Annotated in this window: 14 protein-coding genes, 1 tRNA gene and 2 pseudogenes; 15 read left to right on the forward strand and 2 right to left on the reverse strand. The window is 44.9% G+C overall.

The features are described 5' to 3' along the window. Window positions 1-239 precede the first annotated feature (239 nt). The gene (gene alaC / locus QEZ41_RS03880; RefSeq protein WP_289410071.1) at window positions 240-1,451 is read right to left on the reverse strand and encodes an alanine transaminase; all 1,212 of its coding nucleotides are present in this window, start codon (window positions 1,449-1,451) and stop codon (window positions 240-242) included. 546 nt (window positions 1,452-1,997) lie between these two features. Here alaC and QEZ41_RS03885 point away from each other — a divergent pair. The 5 genes and pseudogenes from QEZ41_RS03885 (at window position 1,998) to QEZ41_RS03905 (ending at window position 4,847) form a co-directional block, all read left to right on the forward strand. Further along, window positions 1,998-2,645 carry a peroxiredoxin gene (locus QEZ41_RS03885; protein ID WP_289410072.1) on the forward strand — a complete coding sequence of 216 codons (648 nt, stop codon included), beginning with the start codon at window positions 1,998-2,000 and terminating at the stop codon, window positions 2,643-2,645. A gap of 108 nt (window positions 2,646-2,753) precedes the next feature. Next, window positions 2,754-3,635, forward strand: a complete 882-nt coding sequence (locus QEZ41_RS03890; RefSeq protein ID WP_289410073.1) for an MBL fold metallo-hydrolase — start codon at window positions 2,754-2,756, stop codon at window positions 3,633-3,635. A 128-nt stretch (window positions 3,636-3,763) separates the two neighbouring features. Further along, a pseudogene (locus tag QEZ41_RS03895) lies at window positions 3,764-3,850 on the forward strand (hypothetical protein); the annotation flags it as partial. 73 nt (window positions 3,851-3,923) lie between these two features. Next, entirely contained in the window at window positions 3,924-4,367 is a 444-nt protein-coding gene (locus QEZ41_RS03900) for a hypothetical protein (RefSeq protein ID WP_491737239.1), read from the forward strand. Window positions 4,368-4,454: 87 nt separating this feature from the next. Beyond that, window positions 4,455-4,847 (forward strand): PAS domain-containing protein, encoded by a 393-nt coding sequence (locus tag QEZ41_RS03905; RefSeq protein ID WP_289410075.1) that lies wholly within the window; start codon window positions 4,455-4,457, stop codon window positions 4,845-4,847. A gap of 73 nt (window positions 4,848-4,920) precedes the next feature. On the opposite strand, the gene QEZ41_RS03910 is transcribed toward QEZ41_RS03905, so the two are convergent. After that, window positions 4,921-5,577, reverse strand: a complete 657-nt coding sequence (locus QEZ41_RS03910; RefSeq protein WP_289410076.1) for a Bax inhibitor-1/YccA family protein — start codon at window positions 5,575-5,577, stop codon at window positions 4,921-4,923. Window positions 5,578-5,698: 121 nt separating this feature from the next. On the opposite strand from QEZ41_RS03910, the gene QEZ41_RS03915 reads away from it, so the two are divergent. The 10 genes and pseudogenes from QEZ41_RS03915 to QEZ41_RS03960 form a co-directional block, all read left to right on the forward strand. Beyond that, window positions 5,699-5,786, forward strand: a tRNA-Ser gene (locus QEZ41_RS03915). Between the two features lie 600 nt (window positions 5,787-6,386). Then, a complete protein-coding gene (gene umuD / locus QEZ41_RS03920) occupies window positions 6,387-6,848 on the forward strand; it encodes a translesion error-prone DNA polymerase V autoproteolytic subunit (protein WP_289410077.1) in 462 nt (153 codons plus the stop codon). Further along, window positions 6,845-8,116 carry a translesion error-prone DNA polymerase V subunit UmuC gene (gene umuC, locus QEZ41_RS03925; protein WP_289410078.1) on the forward strand — a complete coding sequence of 424 codons (1,272 nt, stop codon included), beginning with the start codon at window positions 6,845-6,847 and terminating at the stop codon, window positions 8,114-8,116. Before umuD ends, umuC begins: the two co-directional genes overlap by 4 nt. A gap of 266 nt (window positions 8,117-8,382) precedes the next feature. Next, complete coding sequence (locus QEZ41_RS03930; protein WP_289410079.1) at window positions 8,383-11,235, forward strand: SNF2-related protein; 2,853 nt, start codon at window positions 8,383-8,385, stop codon at window positions 11,233-11,235. A gap of 17 nt (window positions 11,236-11,252) precedes the next feature. After that, the gene (locus tag QEZ41_RS03935) at window positions 11,253-12,080 is read left to right on the forward strand and encodes a KilA-N domain-containing protein (protein WP_289410080.1); all 828 of its coding nucleotides are present in this window, start codon (window positions 11,253-11,255) and stop codon (window positions 12,078-12,080) included. 240 nt (window positions 12,081-12,320) lie between these two features. After that, window positions 12,321-15,671 carry a site-specific DNA-methyltransferase gene (locus QEZ41_RS03940; RefSeq protein WP_289410081.1) on the forward strand — a complete coding sequence of 1,117 codons (3,351 nt, stop codon included), beginning with the start codon at window positions 12,321-12,323 and terminating at the stop codon, window positions 15,669-15,671. A gap of 3 nt (window positions 15,672-15,674) precedes the next feature. Then, entirely contained in the window at window positions 15,675-17,231 is a 1,557-nt protein-coding gene (locus QEZ41_RS03945) for an ATP-dependent nuclease (protein ID WP_289410082.1), read from the forward strand. Continuing rightward, window positions 17,216-18,250 (forward strand): DEAD/DEAH box helicase family protein, encoded by a 1,035-nt coding sequence (locus QEZ41_RS03950; protein WP_289410083.1) that lies wholly within the window; start codon window positions 17,216-17,218, stop codon window positions 18,248-18,250. Before QEZ41_RS03945 ends, QEZ41_RS03950 begins: the two co-directional genes overlap by 16 nt. Continuing rightward, a complete protein-coding gene (locus tag QEZ41_RS03955) occupies window positions 18,247-18,447 on the forward strand; it encodes a hypothetical protein (protein ID WP_289410084.1) in 201 nt (66 codons plus the stop codon). Before QEZ41_RS03950 ends, QEZ41_RS03955 begins: the two co-directional genes overlap by 4 nt. Continuing rightward, a pseudogene (locus tag QEZ41_RS03960) lies at window positions 18,437-18,832 on the forward strand (DUF1016 N-terminal domain-containing protein); the annotation flags it as partial. The gene QEZ41_RS03955 and the pseudogene QEZ41_RS03960, both read left to right, overlap by 11 nt. Window positions 18,833-18,843: the final 11 nt, after the last annotated feature.

An 18,843-nucleotide genomic window follows, 5' to 3' on the forward strand; every position in this document is an offset into this window, starting at 1 on the left:
AGCAAAAGGCCATCAATAAAATATAAAATCACAACCGACTTCACTCTTGACTTTTCTAAGTGCTTGAAATAACTGGGTTTAATTTTAGTGCGCGTTTTTTAAGCATCCTGCTGCAGAGCTATAAACAATCGACCTTAGCGCCATGTGTTAGCAAGATACTCACAGAGTTATCCACAGGAGTTGTGGATAAAGAAAAGTATCGAGCTGGACGTCTTACTGCCAGCCCGATACAGCATCCTTTAAGGATTTGGCAACACACCATCAGCTCTAAACATGGCACGAATACCACGCAAAGCTTGGCGGGAGCGGTCAAGGTTTTCAATCAGGGCAAAGCGCACATGGTCGTCGCCATAATCACCAAAACCAATCCCTGGCGAGACACTGATTTTGGCATCAGCTAACAGTTTTTTAGAAAACTCCAGTGAGCCCATGTGTGCATAAGCCTCAGGTATTTTGGCCCAGATATACATGGAGGCTTTTGGCTTTTCTACCATCCAGCCTATTTCATGCAGGCCTTTGACCATCAAGTTGCGGCGCTGACGGTACTGTTCGGCAATATCAAGCACACACTGTTGGTCGCCTTCAAGCGCGGCGATGGCGGCTACCTGTACCGGCGTAAAGCTTCCGTAATCGTGGTAGCTTTTGATCCGTGCTAACGCGGCAACCAACTCTTCATTGCCGACCATAAAACCAATGCGCCAGCCAGCCATGTTGTAGCTTTTCGACATAGTGAAAAACTCTACGGCCACATCACGCGCGCCTGGCACTTGCAGTATAGAAGGTGGTTTCCAACCATCGTAAGCAATATCAGCATAGGCTAAATCATGCACCACGATAATATCGTGTTCGATAGCAAGCGCGACCACACGCTCAAAGAAATCCAACTCAACACATTGCGCGGTTGGGTTTGAAGGAAAGCCCAAAATAATCATCTTAGGTTTGGGGATAGAGTCGCGAATCGCGCGCTCTAATTCAGCAAAAAAATCCACACCCGGAATAAGGGGTACCGAGCGCACCTGCGCACCAGCAATCACTGCACCGTAAATATGGATCGGATAACTGGGGTTAGGCACCAGTACTGTATCACCCTGATCCAAAGTACCCAACATCAGGTGCGCCAGACCTTCTTTAGAGCCGATAGTAACAATTGCCTCAGTTTCCGGATCCAAATCCACGTCGTAACGTTCTTTGTACCAATGACAAATCGCACGACGCAAACGGGGAATGCCGCGAGAGGTGGAATAACCGTGCGTATCCTGCCGTGCTACCGTTTCCACCAGCTTATCAACGATATGCTGGGGTGTAGCGCCATCCGGGTTGCCCATGCTGAAATCAATAATGTCCTCGCCACGACGACGGGCGGCCATTTTCAATTCAGCAGTAATATTAAACACATAAGGGGGTAAACGATCGATACGCGCAAAGCGCCGAGAGCGACGAGTGTCGGACATGATAAATACCTTAAACGTAAGCGCCCAGAACCGTCTGAGCGACGTCGGCTCACTGCGAGCCAAGAAAGCAGGTTACGCCTGCACTTTGTGTTTTGCAAGAATCCCTGCTGATGGTAAAACCGCGATCGCGCATAAGATGCGCTCCCACATGGGCTTCAAGCATAAACCTTGGTGGAACCTAACTTCTGAGCAAAACAGGTTATAAAGCTAACTTAGATGCTGCCTGAAAATCACGAGCGCGCAAAAGTTGTGCTCCATAGATAGTTTAGGAGCCTCTGAATAACGTTACCGAGGACGCTAACACAAGGCGAAAACGTACGAAAAAGCGCAGTTTACACATAGTAAATGAGCATTTTGAGTACGTTTTTAACGCGGTGGTAGCTACGCAGGTAGTTATTCAGAGGCTTCTTTACAGCCCTCATTGCTAATTGGCTTGATTCAACTGATAGCCAATATCTATCGTGGCAGTAATTTTATATAAATAGATATATAAAATATAAATAGATAAAGTAAGCACAACTTAAACAAACCAAAGAGGTAACAGAGATGGAAAACCAAGCTCCTGTAGCATCTTTCCCACGCTTGAACGAAGCTGCTCCAGCATTTAAAGCAAACACCACACATGGTGTTAAATCACTTGAAGACTACCGAGGTAAGTGGTTGATTTTATTCTCTCACCCAGCGGACTTCACCCCAGTTTGTACCACTGAATTTATTGCCTTTGCTAAAGCTGCGCCTAAGTTTGCGCAGATGAACTGCGACTTGCTGGGCTTGTCTATCGACAGCTTGTACTCGCACTTAGCTTGGACGTTAAACATCAAAGAAAAATTCGGCGTGGAGATTCCATTCCCAATTATTGATGACATCAAAATGGAGGTAGCCAGTGCTTACGGCATGGTGCACCCAGGTGCGGCAGATACTCAAGCGGTACGTGCTACCTTTATCATTGACCCCGAAGGCATCTTACGTGCGATGGTTTACTACCCAATGAGCAACGGTCGTAGCATTGATGAGTTCGTGCGCTTATTGACCGCACTGCAGACCTCTGACAAGCATGGCGTAGCGACACCAGAAGCTTGGGTGCCAGGCCAGGATGTGATTGTTCCTCCGCCAAAAACCAGCGAAGCAGCCGACAACCGACCTAACGAAGGTTACAACACGGTTGACTGGTACTACTCAACCAAGTCACTCTAAGGTTAAAGCACAGGTGGGGTGCTGAACACCGCATCCAACATTAGCTGAAACTGCGGTCTTTGTGGCCGCAGTTTGCGTTGTGCATTCACTCACCCCATGGAGGCAACTATGGCCAGCTCATATCTACAAGTTGAAGGCTTTTTTGATCCCGACACTTGGACGCTCAGTTATTTGGTGCTCGATAGCCAAACCAATGCCTGCGCCATTATCGACAGCGTCTTGGATTACGATCCAAAGTCAGGACGTACCAGCACACAATCAGCCGATAAAATAATCGCTCGTGTCCAAGAGCTGGGCGCACAGGTGCAGTGGATTTTAGAAACCCATGTGCATGCCGATCATCTCTCTGCCGCGCCTTATTTACAGCAGGTGCTGGGCGGTAAGCTGGCTATTGGTTCGCGGATCACTCAGGTGCAAGACACCTTTGGCAAGCTTTTTAATCTGGATAGCGAATTCGCCCGAGATGGCAGCCAGTTTGATCGTTTACTAGTCGATGGTGATGTGCTCATGATTGGCGGTTTAAAGCTGATTGCTATGCATACACCCGGGCACACACCTGCATGCATGACTTACGTAGTTAGTGACGCCAGCCAACAGGTTGCCTTTGTTGGCGACACTTTATTTATGCCAGATTACGGCACGGCTCGCTGTGACTTCCCCGGCGGCGATGCACGCACACTGTATCAATCCATTAACAAAATTTTCAGTCTGCCAGACGACACTATGCTGTATATGTGTCACGACTACCAACCCGATGGCCGTGAGCTGCGCTATATCAGCTCCGTGGCTGAGCAGCGCGCCAACAACATCCATGTGCATCAAGGCGTGACAGAAAATGAATTTGTACAGCTGCGTGAAACGCGCGATGCCACCCTAGATATGCCCGTACTTATTTTGCCTTCAGTACAAATCAATATGCGCGCTGGGCATTTTCCACAGCCAGAAGACAATGGCATTGCTTACCTAAAAATACCGCTTAATTCATTGTAATAAAGCAGATTTAACTGGCGATGCCAGCATAAGTCGCTCGAAACACCTAATACATAAGTTAAATTCTCTCTGAATTCACCAATAAACAGGCGTAGACTAACGATAAATTTAGCTTAGTGAATGGTCCAATGCCTCAAACAATACGCCTTACCCAATACAGCCATGGTGCTGGTTGCGGCTGTAAAATTTCTCCCGATGTTCTCTCCGTTATCTTAGCCGGCAGGCGAGGCCGAGTTCTTAGCCGTCGCTCGCGCACAGTGCTTACAACTGACGCGTATCGGTGACTTTATCGCGCAGGGACCGCATGAGCTATACAGCCGTATGCAAGCGGCACCGGTTGTGGTGCTGACTGAAGACAAAGAAACCCGCATTGAGCGCATTCTGCGTGATTATGTGATCCGTCTGCATGAGGAGTTTGCTCAACTCTATGGGCAAGAGCAGGGCGATCAGCTCTATGTTGAACGCATGCAGCGCAGCCTGCTTAAAATACAAAGATGCCTAGGCCCCGAACGTCATCACGAAGTCCAGCAGCTGCTGAACCTGGGTTTACAACAGCAAATGCAAGGTGGACAGTTGGATGCACATCGCGCATGGATTGATATCTTGCTGAGCCAATATTACGACCCAATGTATCACTACCAGCAAAACAAAATTAAAGACCGCGTGGTTTTTACGGGCAACCATGCAGAGCTTTTGGCCTACCTGAGCAGCAATTCTCAAGCAAATTCTTAATCTAAAACAAGCGTTATACTTTGTGCTGACAGTAGAAGAAAGCCAAGGTGCGTATAAATAAAGCTAAGAATTTACGGGAGGATACTTATGAGCAGCTTGGCTGAATGGATTATCGAACAAACCTCGGATGCACTCATCTATGCCGACACTCAAGGCACTATTAAGCGCTGGAATCATGCGGCTGAAAAACTGTTTGGCTTTAGCGCAGAAGACGCTTTGGGTGAGAGTCTGGATATTATTATTCCTAAGCATTTACGCGAAGCGCACTGGCGCGGTTTTAATGCGGCGATTGCCAGCGGCAAGCTCAAACTTGCGGGCACGCCGACTTTAACCCGAGCAATGCATAAAGAAGGACATAAGCTCTATGTTGAGATGACCTTTGCGCTCGTGGTCAATGATACAGGTAAAGTACTAGGTAGCGTATCCATGGCACGGGATGTTACGGAACGCGTACAAAGAGAACGCGCAGCACGGAAATAGAAGAACTATACGTTGCACCAGGAAAAACAAAAAAGCCCCAATTAAGGGGCTTTAACGTTTCTGGTTACTGCGACTAATCGTCGTTGGCTACACCCAGAATGTGTAACAAGCTGAGAAACAGATTGTAGATAGAAACGTATAGGTTGATGGTTGCCATGATGTAGTTGGTCTCACCGCCGTTAATGATCTCACTGGTCTGGTAAAGAATTACCGCAGAGGAGAACAGGACAAAACCTGCACTAATCATCAGCTGAATGTTGGAGATTTCAAAAATCCAGCTCGCGATGATTGCGCCAAGCAAGACAAAGAAACCGACCATAATAAAGGTGCGTAGAAAGCTCATGTCTTTACGGGTAATCAGCACAAAGGCTGACAATCCACCAAACACTACAGCGGTCATGGTAAAGGCAGAGCTAATGACGCTTGCGCCGTTATTCATGCCCAAATAGAGATTCAAAATTGGCCCCAAGGTGTAACCCATAAAACCGGTTAGCGCAAAGGTGGTCAGCAAGCCCCAGCCAGAATTACGCAATCTCATGGTGGCGAAAAACAAACCGTAAAAACCAACCAAGGTAACTATTAGACCAGGGTGGGGCAGTTGCATTTGCTGTGAAACAAAAGCAACCAAGCCACTGAAAGCTAAAGTTAACGCGAGTAAGCCATAGGTATTGCGCAGAACTGAATTACCTGCGCGCTGGATAGCTACATCATGTGTGCTGTAACGCTGCATTAGTGTGTTACTCCTTAGTTGAGAATTATTACCGACGCCAAGCATAGCAAATTTGTTAAACAAAAGAAGTAAATATGTTTGACAGAATCTTTCAATCAGGTAGAATCACCGCCGCAAAGACGGAGGAGTGGCCGAGCGGCTGAAGGCAGCGGTCTTGAAAACCGCCGATGGGCAACTATCCGTGAGTTCGAATCTCACCTCCTCCGCCACATACTTAATTAAGCCCTTGATTTTCAAGGGTTTTTTTTCGCCTAAAGTTTGCGGTATACAAATTGGTATACAAGTCTGCAGGTATTCCAAAACTCGTACTTGGCGACTTGCTTGGATGCCCCAGGGTTGGCGGGAGCCAACCAATGGCTGGGAAAAAATAAACAGAATTAAATACTGAGTAAAAAGCAAGTGCCTTATGGTGATTAGCTCGGCAATCAGCGCCTGATCGCGGGACTCACTACTGAATTGAACGCTAACAATGCCATGATTTTTTAGGCCAGTAGACCAGTGCACGTTAATACTGTTTAAAGCATCGGTCACGACTGGGATTGTGCTGAGTGTCATCATTTTAACTTCTCCAAAAAGTCTGCCATTAGCCCCTGTATGGGATTAATGAGTTGAGGTACTTTTGTAGGCTATAACAGTTTTTGATTGGCGCAAGTGCAAGGCTAGAGGATACGATTACTCAGATACTCAGATACTCAGATACTCAGATACTCATTGCTATAAAAGCGACTTTATTTAAGTCTTTGCAGGTAGCCTGTGGCGTGCCTATAATACCACTGTTTTTTTATACAGTTATTTAGGTTCGGCTAATCATGCAAATCTTAATCATTGGCAAAAGTTGCAGCTCCACCTATATCGCTGACAAGAAGCTTGCTATCCCGTTTTTTCTCGATCGCGTTCCAGCTGGTTTTCCATCGCCGGCGCAAGATTATGTTGAGAGAACACTTGATCTTAATGAGCTGTGCATCAAGCATCCTGCGGCAACGTTTTTTGTCAGGGTTGAAGGTGATTCAATGATTGAAGCAGGCATTTATCCCAATGACGTTCTGGTGGTTGATCGCTCTGTTAGAGCAGAGCATGGTGATATTGTTATTGCCGGTTTTCATGGCGAACTGACTGTTAAAGAGCTTGAACTCAAGCCAGTGACGCGCTTGGTACCGCGTAATAAAGCCTACCCAGCCATTGAAGTGCCAGAAGGGTGCGAGCTGGATATTTTTGGTGTTGTCACCAGTGTCGTACGCAACATGCGGCGTAAGTCATCAGCCCAGCCATGAGCACTGTATTTGCACTCGTAGACTGCAATAACTTCTATGCCAGCTGCGAAAAACTGTTCCGTCCAGATTTAAAAAACGCCCCGCTGGTGGTGCTGTCCAACAACGACGGCTGCGTGGTGGCTCGCTCAAAAGAAGCCAAAGCGCTTGGCATTAAAATGGCTGTGCCTGTCTTTCAGATTCAGGAGCAAATACAGCAGCTTGGCATTCAGTTGTTTTCCTCAAATTACGCCCTGTATGCAGATCTTAGTTGTCGTGTCATGACCATCCTCGAAGGATTAGCCCCTAGGGTTGAGGTGTATTCGATTGATGAGGCATTTCTAGATTTAAGCGGTTTAGGCTCAACTGTGTCGCTGCTAGAGTTTGGTCAAAATATTAAAGAGACCATCGCGCAGTGGCTGGGTTTAAGCGTGTGCATCGGTATAGCGCCGACCAAAACGTTGGCGAAGCTCGCTAACCATGCAGCAAAAAAATACCCCGCCACAGGTGGTGTTGTTGATCTCACCAAGTACGAGCGGCAGCAGCGGCTGTTGGCCATTACCCCTGTCACTGATGTATGGGGGGTGGGGCGCAGGCTTGGCAAACGTCTGGAAATCATGGGTATTAAGACGGCGCTGGATTTAGCTCAATGTGCTCCTGCGACAATTCGCAACTCCTTTTCTATAGTGCTTGAACGCACTGTGCGCGAGCTGAACGGTGAATCCTGTTTAGACCTCGAAGAGCTGCCGCCAACCAAACAGCAGATCATGTGCAGCCGTTCATTTGGTCGCCGAATTACAACCCTTGAGCAGATGAGCGAGGCAATCGCGCAGTACACAGCACGCGCCGCGGAAAAGCTCCGCCAAGAGAATCAACAAGCCAAGATGCTGACGGTTTTTGTCCAGACCAGTCAATTTAAAGAAAGTCAAAAAACGTACAGCAACTCAGCCACCGGTGAGCTGATCTTGCCGAGCAGTGACACGCGGGAATTCAATGTCCTCGCGCTGCAATTACTCAAGCGTATTTGGCGCGAAGGCTACAGCTACAGCAAAGGCGGGGTGATGTTGTCTGATTTTTATGATCACGATGCCTACCAGCCGGGTTTGTTTGACGAAGTTGAGCAGCGTCCTAACAGTACAAAGCTGATGGCGGTACTGGATGAGATCAACCAAAGCGGTTTGGGTAAGGTGTTTCTAGCTCGGCAAGGCATGCAGAACACTTGGCAAATGAAGCGCGAGCACCTTTCTCCCGCCTATACAACCCGCTGGGCTGATTTGCCAAAGGTTAACTAAGAAGCAACGCTCTAGAGCGCTTTATAAGCCACCGCAGCAACTAAGAATGTGTTTGAAAAATCAGCCCATCCTCATGTTATATCGCCAATAGCGATTGTAAGTCTTTCTGCCAAAGTACTACTTGCCACCAAGATCATCCTCAAATCCTAAGCGCACAGCGGTTAGGGAATTGTTGGATTTGCATGTTCAAAGCAGCATAAAGCATTTTTAGGTACACTCAGTGTTTTTAAATAGCTTTTTCTGAACCAGCCAAAGGATTTGCTTGAATGCCCATAACGCCTTACCACGCCAAGTATTTCGCTTATGAGCTGACCCGCCAACGTCGTGGCGGCGATATGGACCGTATCTCTACGTCTTTGTTCGATGCTGAAGTAGATATCAATCCGCACCAAATTGATGCCGCCTTGTTTGCCTTACAGAACCCGCTCAGCAAAGGCGTGTTATTAGCCGATGAAGTGGGTTTGGGAAAAACCATTGAAGCCGCACTGGTGCTGTGCCAATACTGGGCAGAAAGGCGCAGACGCTTAATCATCATTTGCCCAGCAGCACTGCGTAAGCAATGGGCTAATGAGCTTAGCGAAAAATTCCAACTGCCCAATCAAGTGCTGGATGCCAAAACCTACAACGTCCTGCGCAAAGCCGGTGTGTATAACCCGTTTGAGCAAGAGACGATCAGCATCATTTCGTTCAACTATGCCGCACGCATGGCAGACAAGCTGCGCACTACGCCGTGGGATTTAGTGGTGATCGATGAAGCGCACAAACTGCGTAACGCGCACCGCGACAGCAACAAAACAGGCCAAGCAATTAAAATGGCCTTTGCGGGTTCAAGAAAGCTACTCCTTACCGCAACACCGCTACAGAACTCACTGATTGAATTGTATGGCCTATCGACCATTATTGATGAACAGTTGTTCGGTGATGTTAAAAGCTTCCGTCGTCAATTTATGCACGGTGAGCCAGACATTACGGGCTTACGCCACCGCTTAAAAGAATTCAGTAAACGCACCTTGCGTCGCCAAGTGCTCGAATACATTAACTACACCGAGCGCAAAGCCATTACCGTTCCATTTAACCCCAGCGACCAAGAACAAAAATTATACGACCTACTCAGCGGTTACTTACACCGTGCCGATAGCTACGGCATACCCTGGCGTCAACGGCACTTAGTGTCTTTAGTGATTCGTAAACTACTGGCCTCATCCACCGAGGCTGTTATTGAAACGCTCAATACCCTGTTAAAACGCCTCAAAAGCCTGCAACAAGCAGCGAGCACACAGCAGCAAGATTGGCTCGAGCAGTTTTTAAATGATGAAGACTTAGACGCAGAATGGCTAGAAGAACTGGAGCTTGAAGAAGGTGATACGGCCGAGCCAGCAATCGACCTAACTCAGCTCAAAGGGGAAATAGCCGAGCTAGAAAGCTACCGTGAATTGGCTCAAGGCATCCACAGCGACGCTAAGACCCACGCCTTGATCAAAGCCTTAGACATTGGCTTTCAGCGTATGCATGAACTAGGTGCAGAGCGTAAAGCCGTGATTTTCACCGAATCACGGCGCACCCAAGACTATTTGCATCAATACCTTGAACAGCATGGCTATGCTGGAAAGGTTGTAAATTTTAGTGGCACCAACACCAGTGCCGCCGTTACTGGTATTTACCAACGCTGGCTTAAAACCCACCAAGGCAGCGATAAGCTAACCGGTAGCCCAGCCGTAGACCGGCGCAGCGCTATTATTGATTACTTCAAAACCGACGCCGAAATATTAATTGCTACCGAGGCCGCTGCCGAAGGCATTAACTTGCAATTTTGCAGCTTGGTGATTAATTACGATTTACCCTGGAACCCACAGCGCGTAGAGCAGCGTATTGGTCGTTGCCACCGCTACGGACAAAAACACGATGTTGTAGTAATCAACTTTTTAAACCAGCGTAACGAAGCGGACCAGCGGGTGCTGGAATTGCTTACCGTTAAATTTGCGCTGTTTGATGGCGTATTTGGTGCATCCGATGAGCTGCTTGGCCGTCTTGAATCGGGTGTGGACTTTGAAAAACGTATCGCAGCCATTTACGACACCTGCCGTAGCCCAGAAGCTATTCAACACGGCTTTGATGAGCTGCAAAAAGAATTAGAAAGCAGCATCACCGAAAAGCTCAAAGAAACCGAAGCCAAGCTGCTTGAAAACTTTGATGAACAAGTGCATGAGCTGCTCAAAGTACAACAAGACAACGCCATAAAGCAGCTAGACCGCATCCAGCGTATGTTTTGGCAGCTCACCCATTTTATCTTGCGCGAGCAGGCCAGCTTTAATGAGCACGAGCTAAGCTTTGAACTGCATAAAAGCCTAAGCGTAGCCTCGCCTCAGGGGCGCTATCAACTTATTCAAAAAGGCAAAACCGCCGCCGAGCACAGCCATACCTATCGCTTAACACACCCTTTAGGCGAGCACGTGCTTAGCAGGGGTAGGAGCTTGCCTTGTCCTTTGGTCAAAATACAGTTTGACCTTTCTGGTTATCAAGGCAAAATCTCCGTCCTTGAAAATCTTAAAAGCGCTCAAGGCTGGCTAGAGCTTAACTTACTAGAGCTCGATAGCTTCCAGCGTGAAGAACATCTGGTGTTCAGCGCCTGTACCGATGAAGGCGAAATACTCGATACCGAGGCCTGTGAGCGCCTATTCAACTTAAGTGCTGAAGTGCTTGCCACCCAAACGACTGAACCACCGGCAAGCTTTACGCAACAGGTAGCACGGCAATTACAAGCCACACTGAGCCAAGCGCTGGAAGAGAACAATCATTACTTCAAGCGTGAACAAGAAAAGCTAGAAACCTGGGCCGATGAACAGATACAAGCGGCAGAACAAGCACTGGAAGACACCAAGCTTAAATTGCGCGACCTAAAAAGACAGGCCCGCCAAGCACAAAGTGTTGAAGAACAAAAAGCCGCACAAGAAGACATCAAAAAGCTCGAACGCCAGCAACGCCGCCAGCGTGAGCAAGTATTTGATGTAGAAGACCAAATTGAAGAGCGCCGCGACACGCTAATAGCCGCGCTTGAAAAGCGTATGCACCAACAAAGCAGTCACCAAACGCTATTTGAAATTCGTTGGCAGCTAACCTAATAAAGGCAATCAATAGGGTGAAAAATACTAAAATACAAGTGCAAGGCAGTGAAATAACAGTCTTCCGATTAGAGCAACACGATTTTATTTCTCTTACTGATATTGCCAAACACAAAACAGACGATAGTAGCGCGGCTATCGGTAACTGGATGCGCAATCGCAACACTATCGAATTCTTAGGTATCTGGGAGACGCTTTACAATCCTGAATTTAAACCCATCGAATTCGAGGGGTTTAAAAATCAAGCGGGATCAAATGCGTTTACGCTATCACCACGTAAATGGATTGAAACAACGCATGCCAAGGGGTTTGTTGTAAAGGCGGGGCGCTATGGTGGCACTTATGCGCACAAAGACATAGCAATCAAGTTTGCTAGCTGGATATCGGTTGAATTCGAATTATATCTCATTAAAGAGTTTCAACGCCTTAAAGAGGTAGAGCAAGAGCACCTTGGATGGAGTGTTAAACGCCAATTAACCAAGATTAACTATCGAATACACACCGATGCAGTAAAAGAGAACTTGATTCCTACTGCATTGACTGCTCAACAGGTTTCGTTGGTATACGCCACAGAAGCAGATTTGTTAAACATGGCATTGTTTGGGCAAACCGCTAAGCAATGGCGAGATAAAAACCCAGACAAAGAAGGCAACATCCGCGACTACGCTAATGTTTCACAACTAGTTTGCTTGGCTAACTTAGAAACACTCAATGCACATTTTATTCAACAAGGCATCGAGCAAACTAAACGTTTGGCACTGTTAAATAAAACGGCTATACAGCAAATGCGCTTATTGCTAGCAGATAAAGGGCTGCAAAAGCTGGCAGAGCAGCCCGATAAATAATGGCGTTTTTACAATGCCAAAGAGCGGGCTAAATGGGGAAATGAGTTATGCTGCCCATAAACAAGCCGTAGCAGAAGTAGTTTATAATTGTGCAGGTAACCAAAAGCCGCTATTACCAAAGGCGATAATGCGTACAAACAAAAACAAATGAAGTGATTAGGAAGCGATGCGCTTCTAAAACACATGAAATCCTTATCAACGCTCCGTTAGACTGCATTTTGAAATTATTTAGGAAACACCATGACACAGGTCGTAAAGCTTCGCGAAAAACTGGTTAATAAGCTTTCTGATTTATTTCAGCTGAATCAGCCCGATTTAGACTTTGGCTTTTATCGCATTATGCACGCCAAAGCGGCTGAAATTCAGCAGTTTATAGACCAAGACCTGCTAACCATTATTACCAATGCCTTTGGTCAGGCGGATGATAACCAAGTTGCGACAGCCCGGGGTAAGTACGAAGCGGCGATTCAGCAAGCGAAAGACTTTGGTGCGCCCAACCCAGAAGAAACCAAACCCGTGCAAGAAGCTAAAGCCGCTTACGATGCAGCACGGGAAAGCGGCAGCAATGAAGCGCAGGTATACGATCATTTGTATCGTTTTTTTGAGCGCTATTATGATGACGGTGACTTTATTTCACGCCGTTATTACACCCGTGAAACGGCCAGTAATGCTGCACCCTATGCCATTCCCTACAACGGCGAAGAAGTAAAGCTGCACTGGGCTAACGCCGACCAGTATTATATTAAGTCGGCGGAGTATTTCAGTAATTTCAGCTTTGATCTGCGCCAAGCCAAAGAAGTGCAAGCGCAAGACGGCTTAGATTTTGGGCAAAGCACGGAATCGCGCAAAGTGCATTTTCAGATTGTTGATGCCAGCGAAGGTGAACACGGCAATATCAAAGCGGCTGATAACGCCAAACGCGAATTTGTGTTGCATACGGCTCAGCCGGTGGCGCTTAATGATGCCAATGAGTTTATCGTCAATTTTGAATACCGCGTGCTTTCCAGCCAAGACGCGCTGACTAAAGAACAAGAAGAGGCCGTAAAAAAAGAGTTTGGCGCCAGCAACAAAGGCGACTTGCCTAACCTTCACATCACCCGCCAAATTCTTGCTGCGGCCAAAGCGCTAGATAGTTTACCCGCCGACTACCTAACGCTGCTTAGCACGCCTGCACCCACAGACAAAATCAAACAACGCCCGCTACTGGCGAAATACATCAATCAGTACACCAGCCGTAACACTATGGATTATTTTATCCATAAAGACTTGGGCAGTTTTTTACGCCGTGAGCTGGATTTTTATATTAAAAACGAAGTGATGCGTTTAGATGATATTGAAAATGCCGACGCCCCAGCGGTTGAAAGCTACCTCAGTAAAATCAAAGTGCTACGTCAAATTGCCCATAAGCTGATCGACTTTTTAGCCCAGTTGGAAGACTTTCAGAAAAAGCTATGGCTGAAGAAAAAGTTTGTTACCGAAACCAACTACTGCATCACCCTTGATCGCGTACCCGAAAAGCTGTACCCAGAAATCTGTGCCAACCAAGCTCAGCTAGAAGAGTGGATACAGCTGTTTGCCATTGATGACATTCAAGGCGACCTCAGCACGCCCGCATTTAGTAATCCGTTAACGTTAGAGTTTTTACAAGCCAACCAAAACTTATTGCTGGATACGCAGTTTTTTAGTGAAGAATTTAAAGCTCAGCTGTTGGCTAGCATTGAAGACTTTGATGAGCAGTGTGATGGGTTGCTGGTGCATTCGGAGAACTTTCAGGCGTTGCAGTTATTACAAGAGCGTTATCGAGAGCAGGTTAAATGCGTTTATATTGATCCTCCTTACAATACGGGTGGAGATGGCTTTCCATACAAAGACTCTTATAAACATTCATCTTGGTTATGTATGCTATTCAATAGGCTAAAAAGCACACCTAACCTAATGAATAAGACTGGAGCTATATTCGTTAGTATTGATGAAAAAGAATTACATAATTTAAAAATAATACTGAAGAATATTTTTGGAGAAGAAAACTCACTTGCGGATTTCGTCTGGCTTGCTGAGGGTAACTTTGATAATCAAGCAAAAATCAAGATGGCACATGAATATGTTGTCTCTTACGCCCTTAAAGAAAAAGATTTTGCACTACCGCCTGTAATTGATCCTTCAATTTCCGAAACTAGCAAGCTGTTCAACACAGAGATAAGAAACACTATAATTAAAAACGGGCCTAAAAATCCAGTAAGTGGGGTCAGTTTACCACCAGGGTTTCCTGCTAGCTTTGAGCGTGGAACTATTAGTAAAAGTGATGTCACTTGGCCACGTTACAGCTCTGATGTGGTCGTAGAAAACTATAAGTTGATCTACGAGGTAACTGGTGAAAGTGGATGGAGCTCAAAGTCACTTTGTGAAGATTTCATCAATAATAACTTACAACCTGTATTAGACAGTAAAGGGCAAAGTACTACTTTCTTAATTACGAATACCGGTGCTATTGAAGCCGTAAAAAAAAGAGATATACAGCAAAGCTATGTGACGTCAACTATAAAGGGGGTTGGCACCATTCAGTCCACGCGGGCCATGCTAAAAAGTATGGACTGTGAGTATAGCCACTATCCAAAGCCGCCAAAATTGATTTCCTATATTTCTTCAATGACTGGTTCTGAAAACCAATTAACCTTTGATTACTTCGCTGGCTCAGGCACAACAGGTCATGCAGTTATAGATTTAAACCGCGAAGATAATGGTAATCGTAAATACATCCTCGCTGAAATGGGCAACCATTTTGATACCGTACTCAAGCCCCGTCTTGCCAAAGTCGCTTATGCCTCGAAATGGAAAAACGGTAAGCCCGCCGCCCGTGATACAGGTATATCCCACTGTTTTAAATACATCCGCTTGGAATCCTACGAAGACACGCTTAATAACCTGCGCCTAGCGTCTGACCCTGTGCGCCAGCGTGCCATCGACGCCAATAGCCCGCTCAAGCAAGACTACATGCTGAACTACATGCTGGACGTTGAAACCCGCGGCAGTCAATCCTTGCTCAATATTGATGCCTTTGCCGACCCAACGGCTTACACCCTAGAAGTGAAAAAGCCAGGCAGCGATGAAAGCGTCGAGCGCACGGTTGATTTAATCGAAACCTTTAACTACTTAATTGGTTTACGCGTCGAGCATACCGCTGCACCGCAAGGCTTTAACGCTAAGTTCAAGCGCGTACAAGACGCTCATGCCCCACAAGGTCAAACCACGCGCCTAGTGCTCGATGGCCGCTTACAGCAAGACGACAACGGCCCTTGGTGGCTGCGTAAAATCGAAGGCTGGTTGCCAGCAGACCCCGCCAACCCAAACAATGGCGCACGCGATAAAGTACTAATCGTGTGGCGCAAACTCACCGGCGATTTAGAACAAGATAACCTCGTACTCGATGAATGGTTCAAAGCCCACCGCATCAACAGCCGCGACTTTGAATACGCCACCATCTACGTCAATGGCAGCAACAACCTACCCAACCTCAAAAAAGCAGAAGACCGCTGGAAAGTACGCCTAATCGAAGAAGAATTCATGCAACGCATGTGGGATGTGGAGGGGTAGATAATGCAATATATAAAAAAAATAAAGCTAAAAAACTTTAAAAAATTCAAAAAATTCGAGTTTGAGTTGCATAAAGGCTTGAATACGCTCATCGGCGATAATGAGTCGGGTAAAAGTAGTGTTCTTCAGGCTATTGAATTGGTTGCCTCTGGAAGTAGATATAAAGTTGAAAATTTAGGATTGGATGCTCTTTTAAATAAGGATGCAGTCAATGATTTTCTTCAATTACAGATAAAAACCTTTGAGCAATTACCTGAGCTGCATGCTGAGCTTTTTTTAGCTAAAGATGTTCAAGAGTTAAATGGAAAGTACAATACTGAAAATATCGAAACCACAGGATTGCACCTTAGCTGTATTCCAGATGAAAACTTGATTCAAGAAATTAATGAAGCCTTAAAAAACAATTCCAATTCTTTTCCTTATGAGTTTTACAGTATCAACTTCTTTGCCTTTTCTGGGGAGGGTTATACAGGGTACCGAAAAGCTTTAAAAACGTTATTGATTGATAACACTCAAATTAATTCTGAACATGCTAATAATGAATACATTAAAAGAGTGTTTGAGTCCACAGCAGAGCCAATTACAAGAGCAGAGCTTAATAATCAGTATAGAGAAGCTAAAGGTAATTTTAAGAACCAGCATTTAGTCGCACTAAATGCAACAATGGATGACTATATTTTCGATGTGCGTTCTGGTGCAAAGTACAGCTTAGAGTCTGATTTGACCCTTACTAAGGATGACGTGCCTTTAGAGCAGAGAGGTAAAGGACAGCAGTGCTTCGTTAAAACAGACTTTGCTTTATCCAGAAATAAAGATAAAGCTGCTATAGAAGTATTACTTATTGAAGAGCCTGAAAACCACCTGAGTTTTACTAATATGCATAAACTCATCTCAAGAATTGAAGAGACCGAGAAAGGCCAGAAAATAATTGCAACTCACAGTAGCTTAATTAGTACTCGTTTAGATCTGCGGCAATCTTTTTTACTTGCACCTGAGAGTCAAAATAAACCATTAACGTTAGAGTGTCTCGATAAAGATACGGCCAAGTTTTTTATGAAGGCACCTAACCATAATTTCTTAGAGTTCGCTTTATCACAAAAAGTAATTCTAATTGAAGGTGATGCTGAATATATGCTTCTTGAAGCGTTTTATAAAAATGTATCAGGCGGCACGCATGAAGATGATGGTGTGACTATTATTTCTGTTGGAGGAACAAGCTTTAAGCGCTATATGGAAGTAGCAAAAATACTTGGAATAAAAACAGCTGTAATTACAGACAATGATAAAAATTATCAAGAAAACTGTGTGGTTCGATATGGAACTCATACCAACGACTCTATCAAGGTTTTTAGTGACGAAGATAATACAAGGTATACCCTCGAGGCCTGCGTCTATCAGGATAATACAAGTGCATGCTCTGATCTTTTCCAGTCTAAAGATCAGTTACAGTCGATGTTAAATAACAAGTCAGAGGCTGCATTTAGATTAGTTGAAAATCATGCAGCTAACTTAATAGCTCCTAGTTATATTGAAGAGGCTATTCGATGGATAAACGAGTAGTTTTGGCTGTAGCAGGTGCTGGCAAAACCACCTACATCATCGACCAGTTAAAAGAAAATAGTAGGGCATTGTTAATCACTTATACAGATAACAATACTCGTAATATAAAAAATAGAATTATAAGTAAATATGGCTATATACCAGAAGGTATCAAAATACTTAGTTATTTTACTTTTATATACTCCTATTGCTTGAAGCCTTTGTGTGGGTATGAATTGAATTTAAAAGGAATTAATTTTGTTCAACAAATCCCTCCACAAATACTGTATACCAATAAAAAATCTCGAGAGCACTATATTGACTCATTTCAACGGATTTACTCTAACCGTATTTCAAAGCTGCTACTAGAATTTGAGCTAATGCCAGATGTGCTCGATAGATTAAAGAGATATTTTGACTGTATTTATATTGATGAGATTCAGGACTTCGCTGCAAATGATTTTAATTTTGTTTGCCAGTTATCTGGGTTTGAATCTGAAGTGGTTTTAGTTGGTGATTTTTATCAGCATACATTTGGTACAAGCAGTGATGGAAATACTCAAAAGGGTTTGCATGATTGTTTCGACAAATACTGTAAGAAACTAAAAAAATCTGGTTATCAAGTAGATATTATCTTGCTTTCTAATAGTTATCGTTGTCCGTCAGAGGTATGTGACTTTATTACGGATAACTTAGGTATACATATTGATTCTCATAAAGCCACATCTGGAAATATTAAGTTTGTAGATAGTTGCAAAGATGTGGATGCTTTATTCGAGAATGACAACGTAGTTAAACTTTTTTATCAAAATAGCAGTAAGTATCCTGGAAATACAGATAATTGGGGTAATGTAAAAGGACTTGATGACTTTGTGGATGTTTGTGTTGTGCTTAACCCCGCTACGTTAAAGGCATATCAAAATAACACTCTAAATGAGTTGGCAGCAACGACAAAAAATAAATTTTATGTCGCGTGTACACGAACAAAACAGAATTTATATTTTGTAGACGAGAAAAAATTAAAGAAATATAAAATATGAGAATTGATGCTGAAAAAGCACCAACAAAAGGCCAGTTTTTAATCTATCAAGCCGAAGAAAGTGAGCTAGCGTCGAAGGCAACCGTCAAAAAATATTTTACAGTTCACTGTGAGGGGAGTCCTGAAGTAAAGCTACCTAAATTATTTCAACAAACTGACACCTCCAAACAAAGCGGAGGTCGCTTAAATGACGACTGATAAAAAAGAAAATTCTCCTGTTTCATTAACAACCATGCCTGAAAGCTACGGTAACTGGTTGAGTGACTTAAAAAGCCGTATTCAAACTGCTCAACAACGTGCAGCGCGGGCGGTGAATCGTGAGCTGGTGGTGTTGTATTGGCAAATTGGCCAAGATATTTTACAGCGCCAAGAGGAGCAAGGCTGGGGTGCTAAAGTGATTGAGCGTCTTTCTCATGACTTGCGAGTTGCCTTCCCTGAGATGAAAGGGTTTTCTCGTGCCAATCTAATGTACATGCGTGCTTTTGCTGAAGCGTGGCCAGATCAAACAATTGTCCAACAGGCTGTTGGACAATTGCCTTGGGGACATAATCTAAAGCTGCAAACCAGCTTACCTAGCATCGAGCAAATAGAGCA

This window comes from Thiopseudomonas acetoxidans, from assembly GCF_030362935.1.
GTDB classification, from domain to species: domain Bacteria; phylum Pseudomonadota; class Gammaproteobacteria; order Pseudomonadales; family Pseudomonadaceae; genus Thiopseudomonas; species Thiopseudomonas acetoxidans.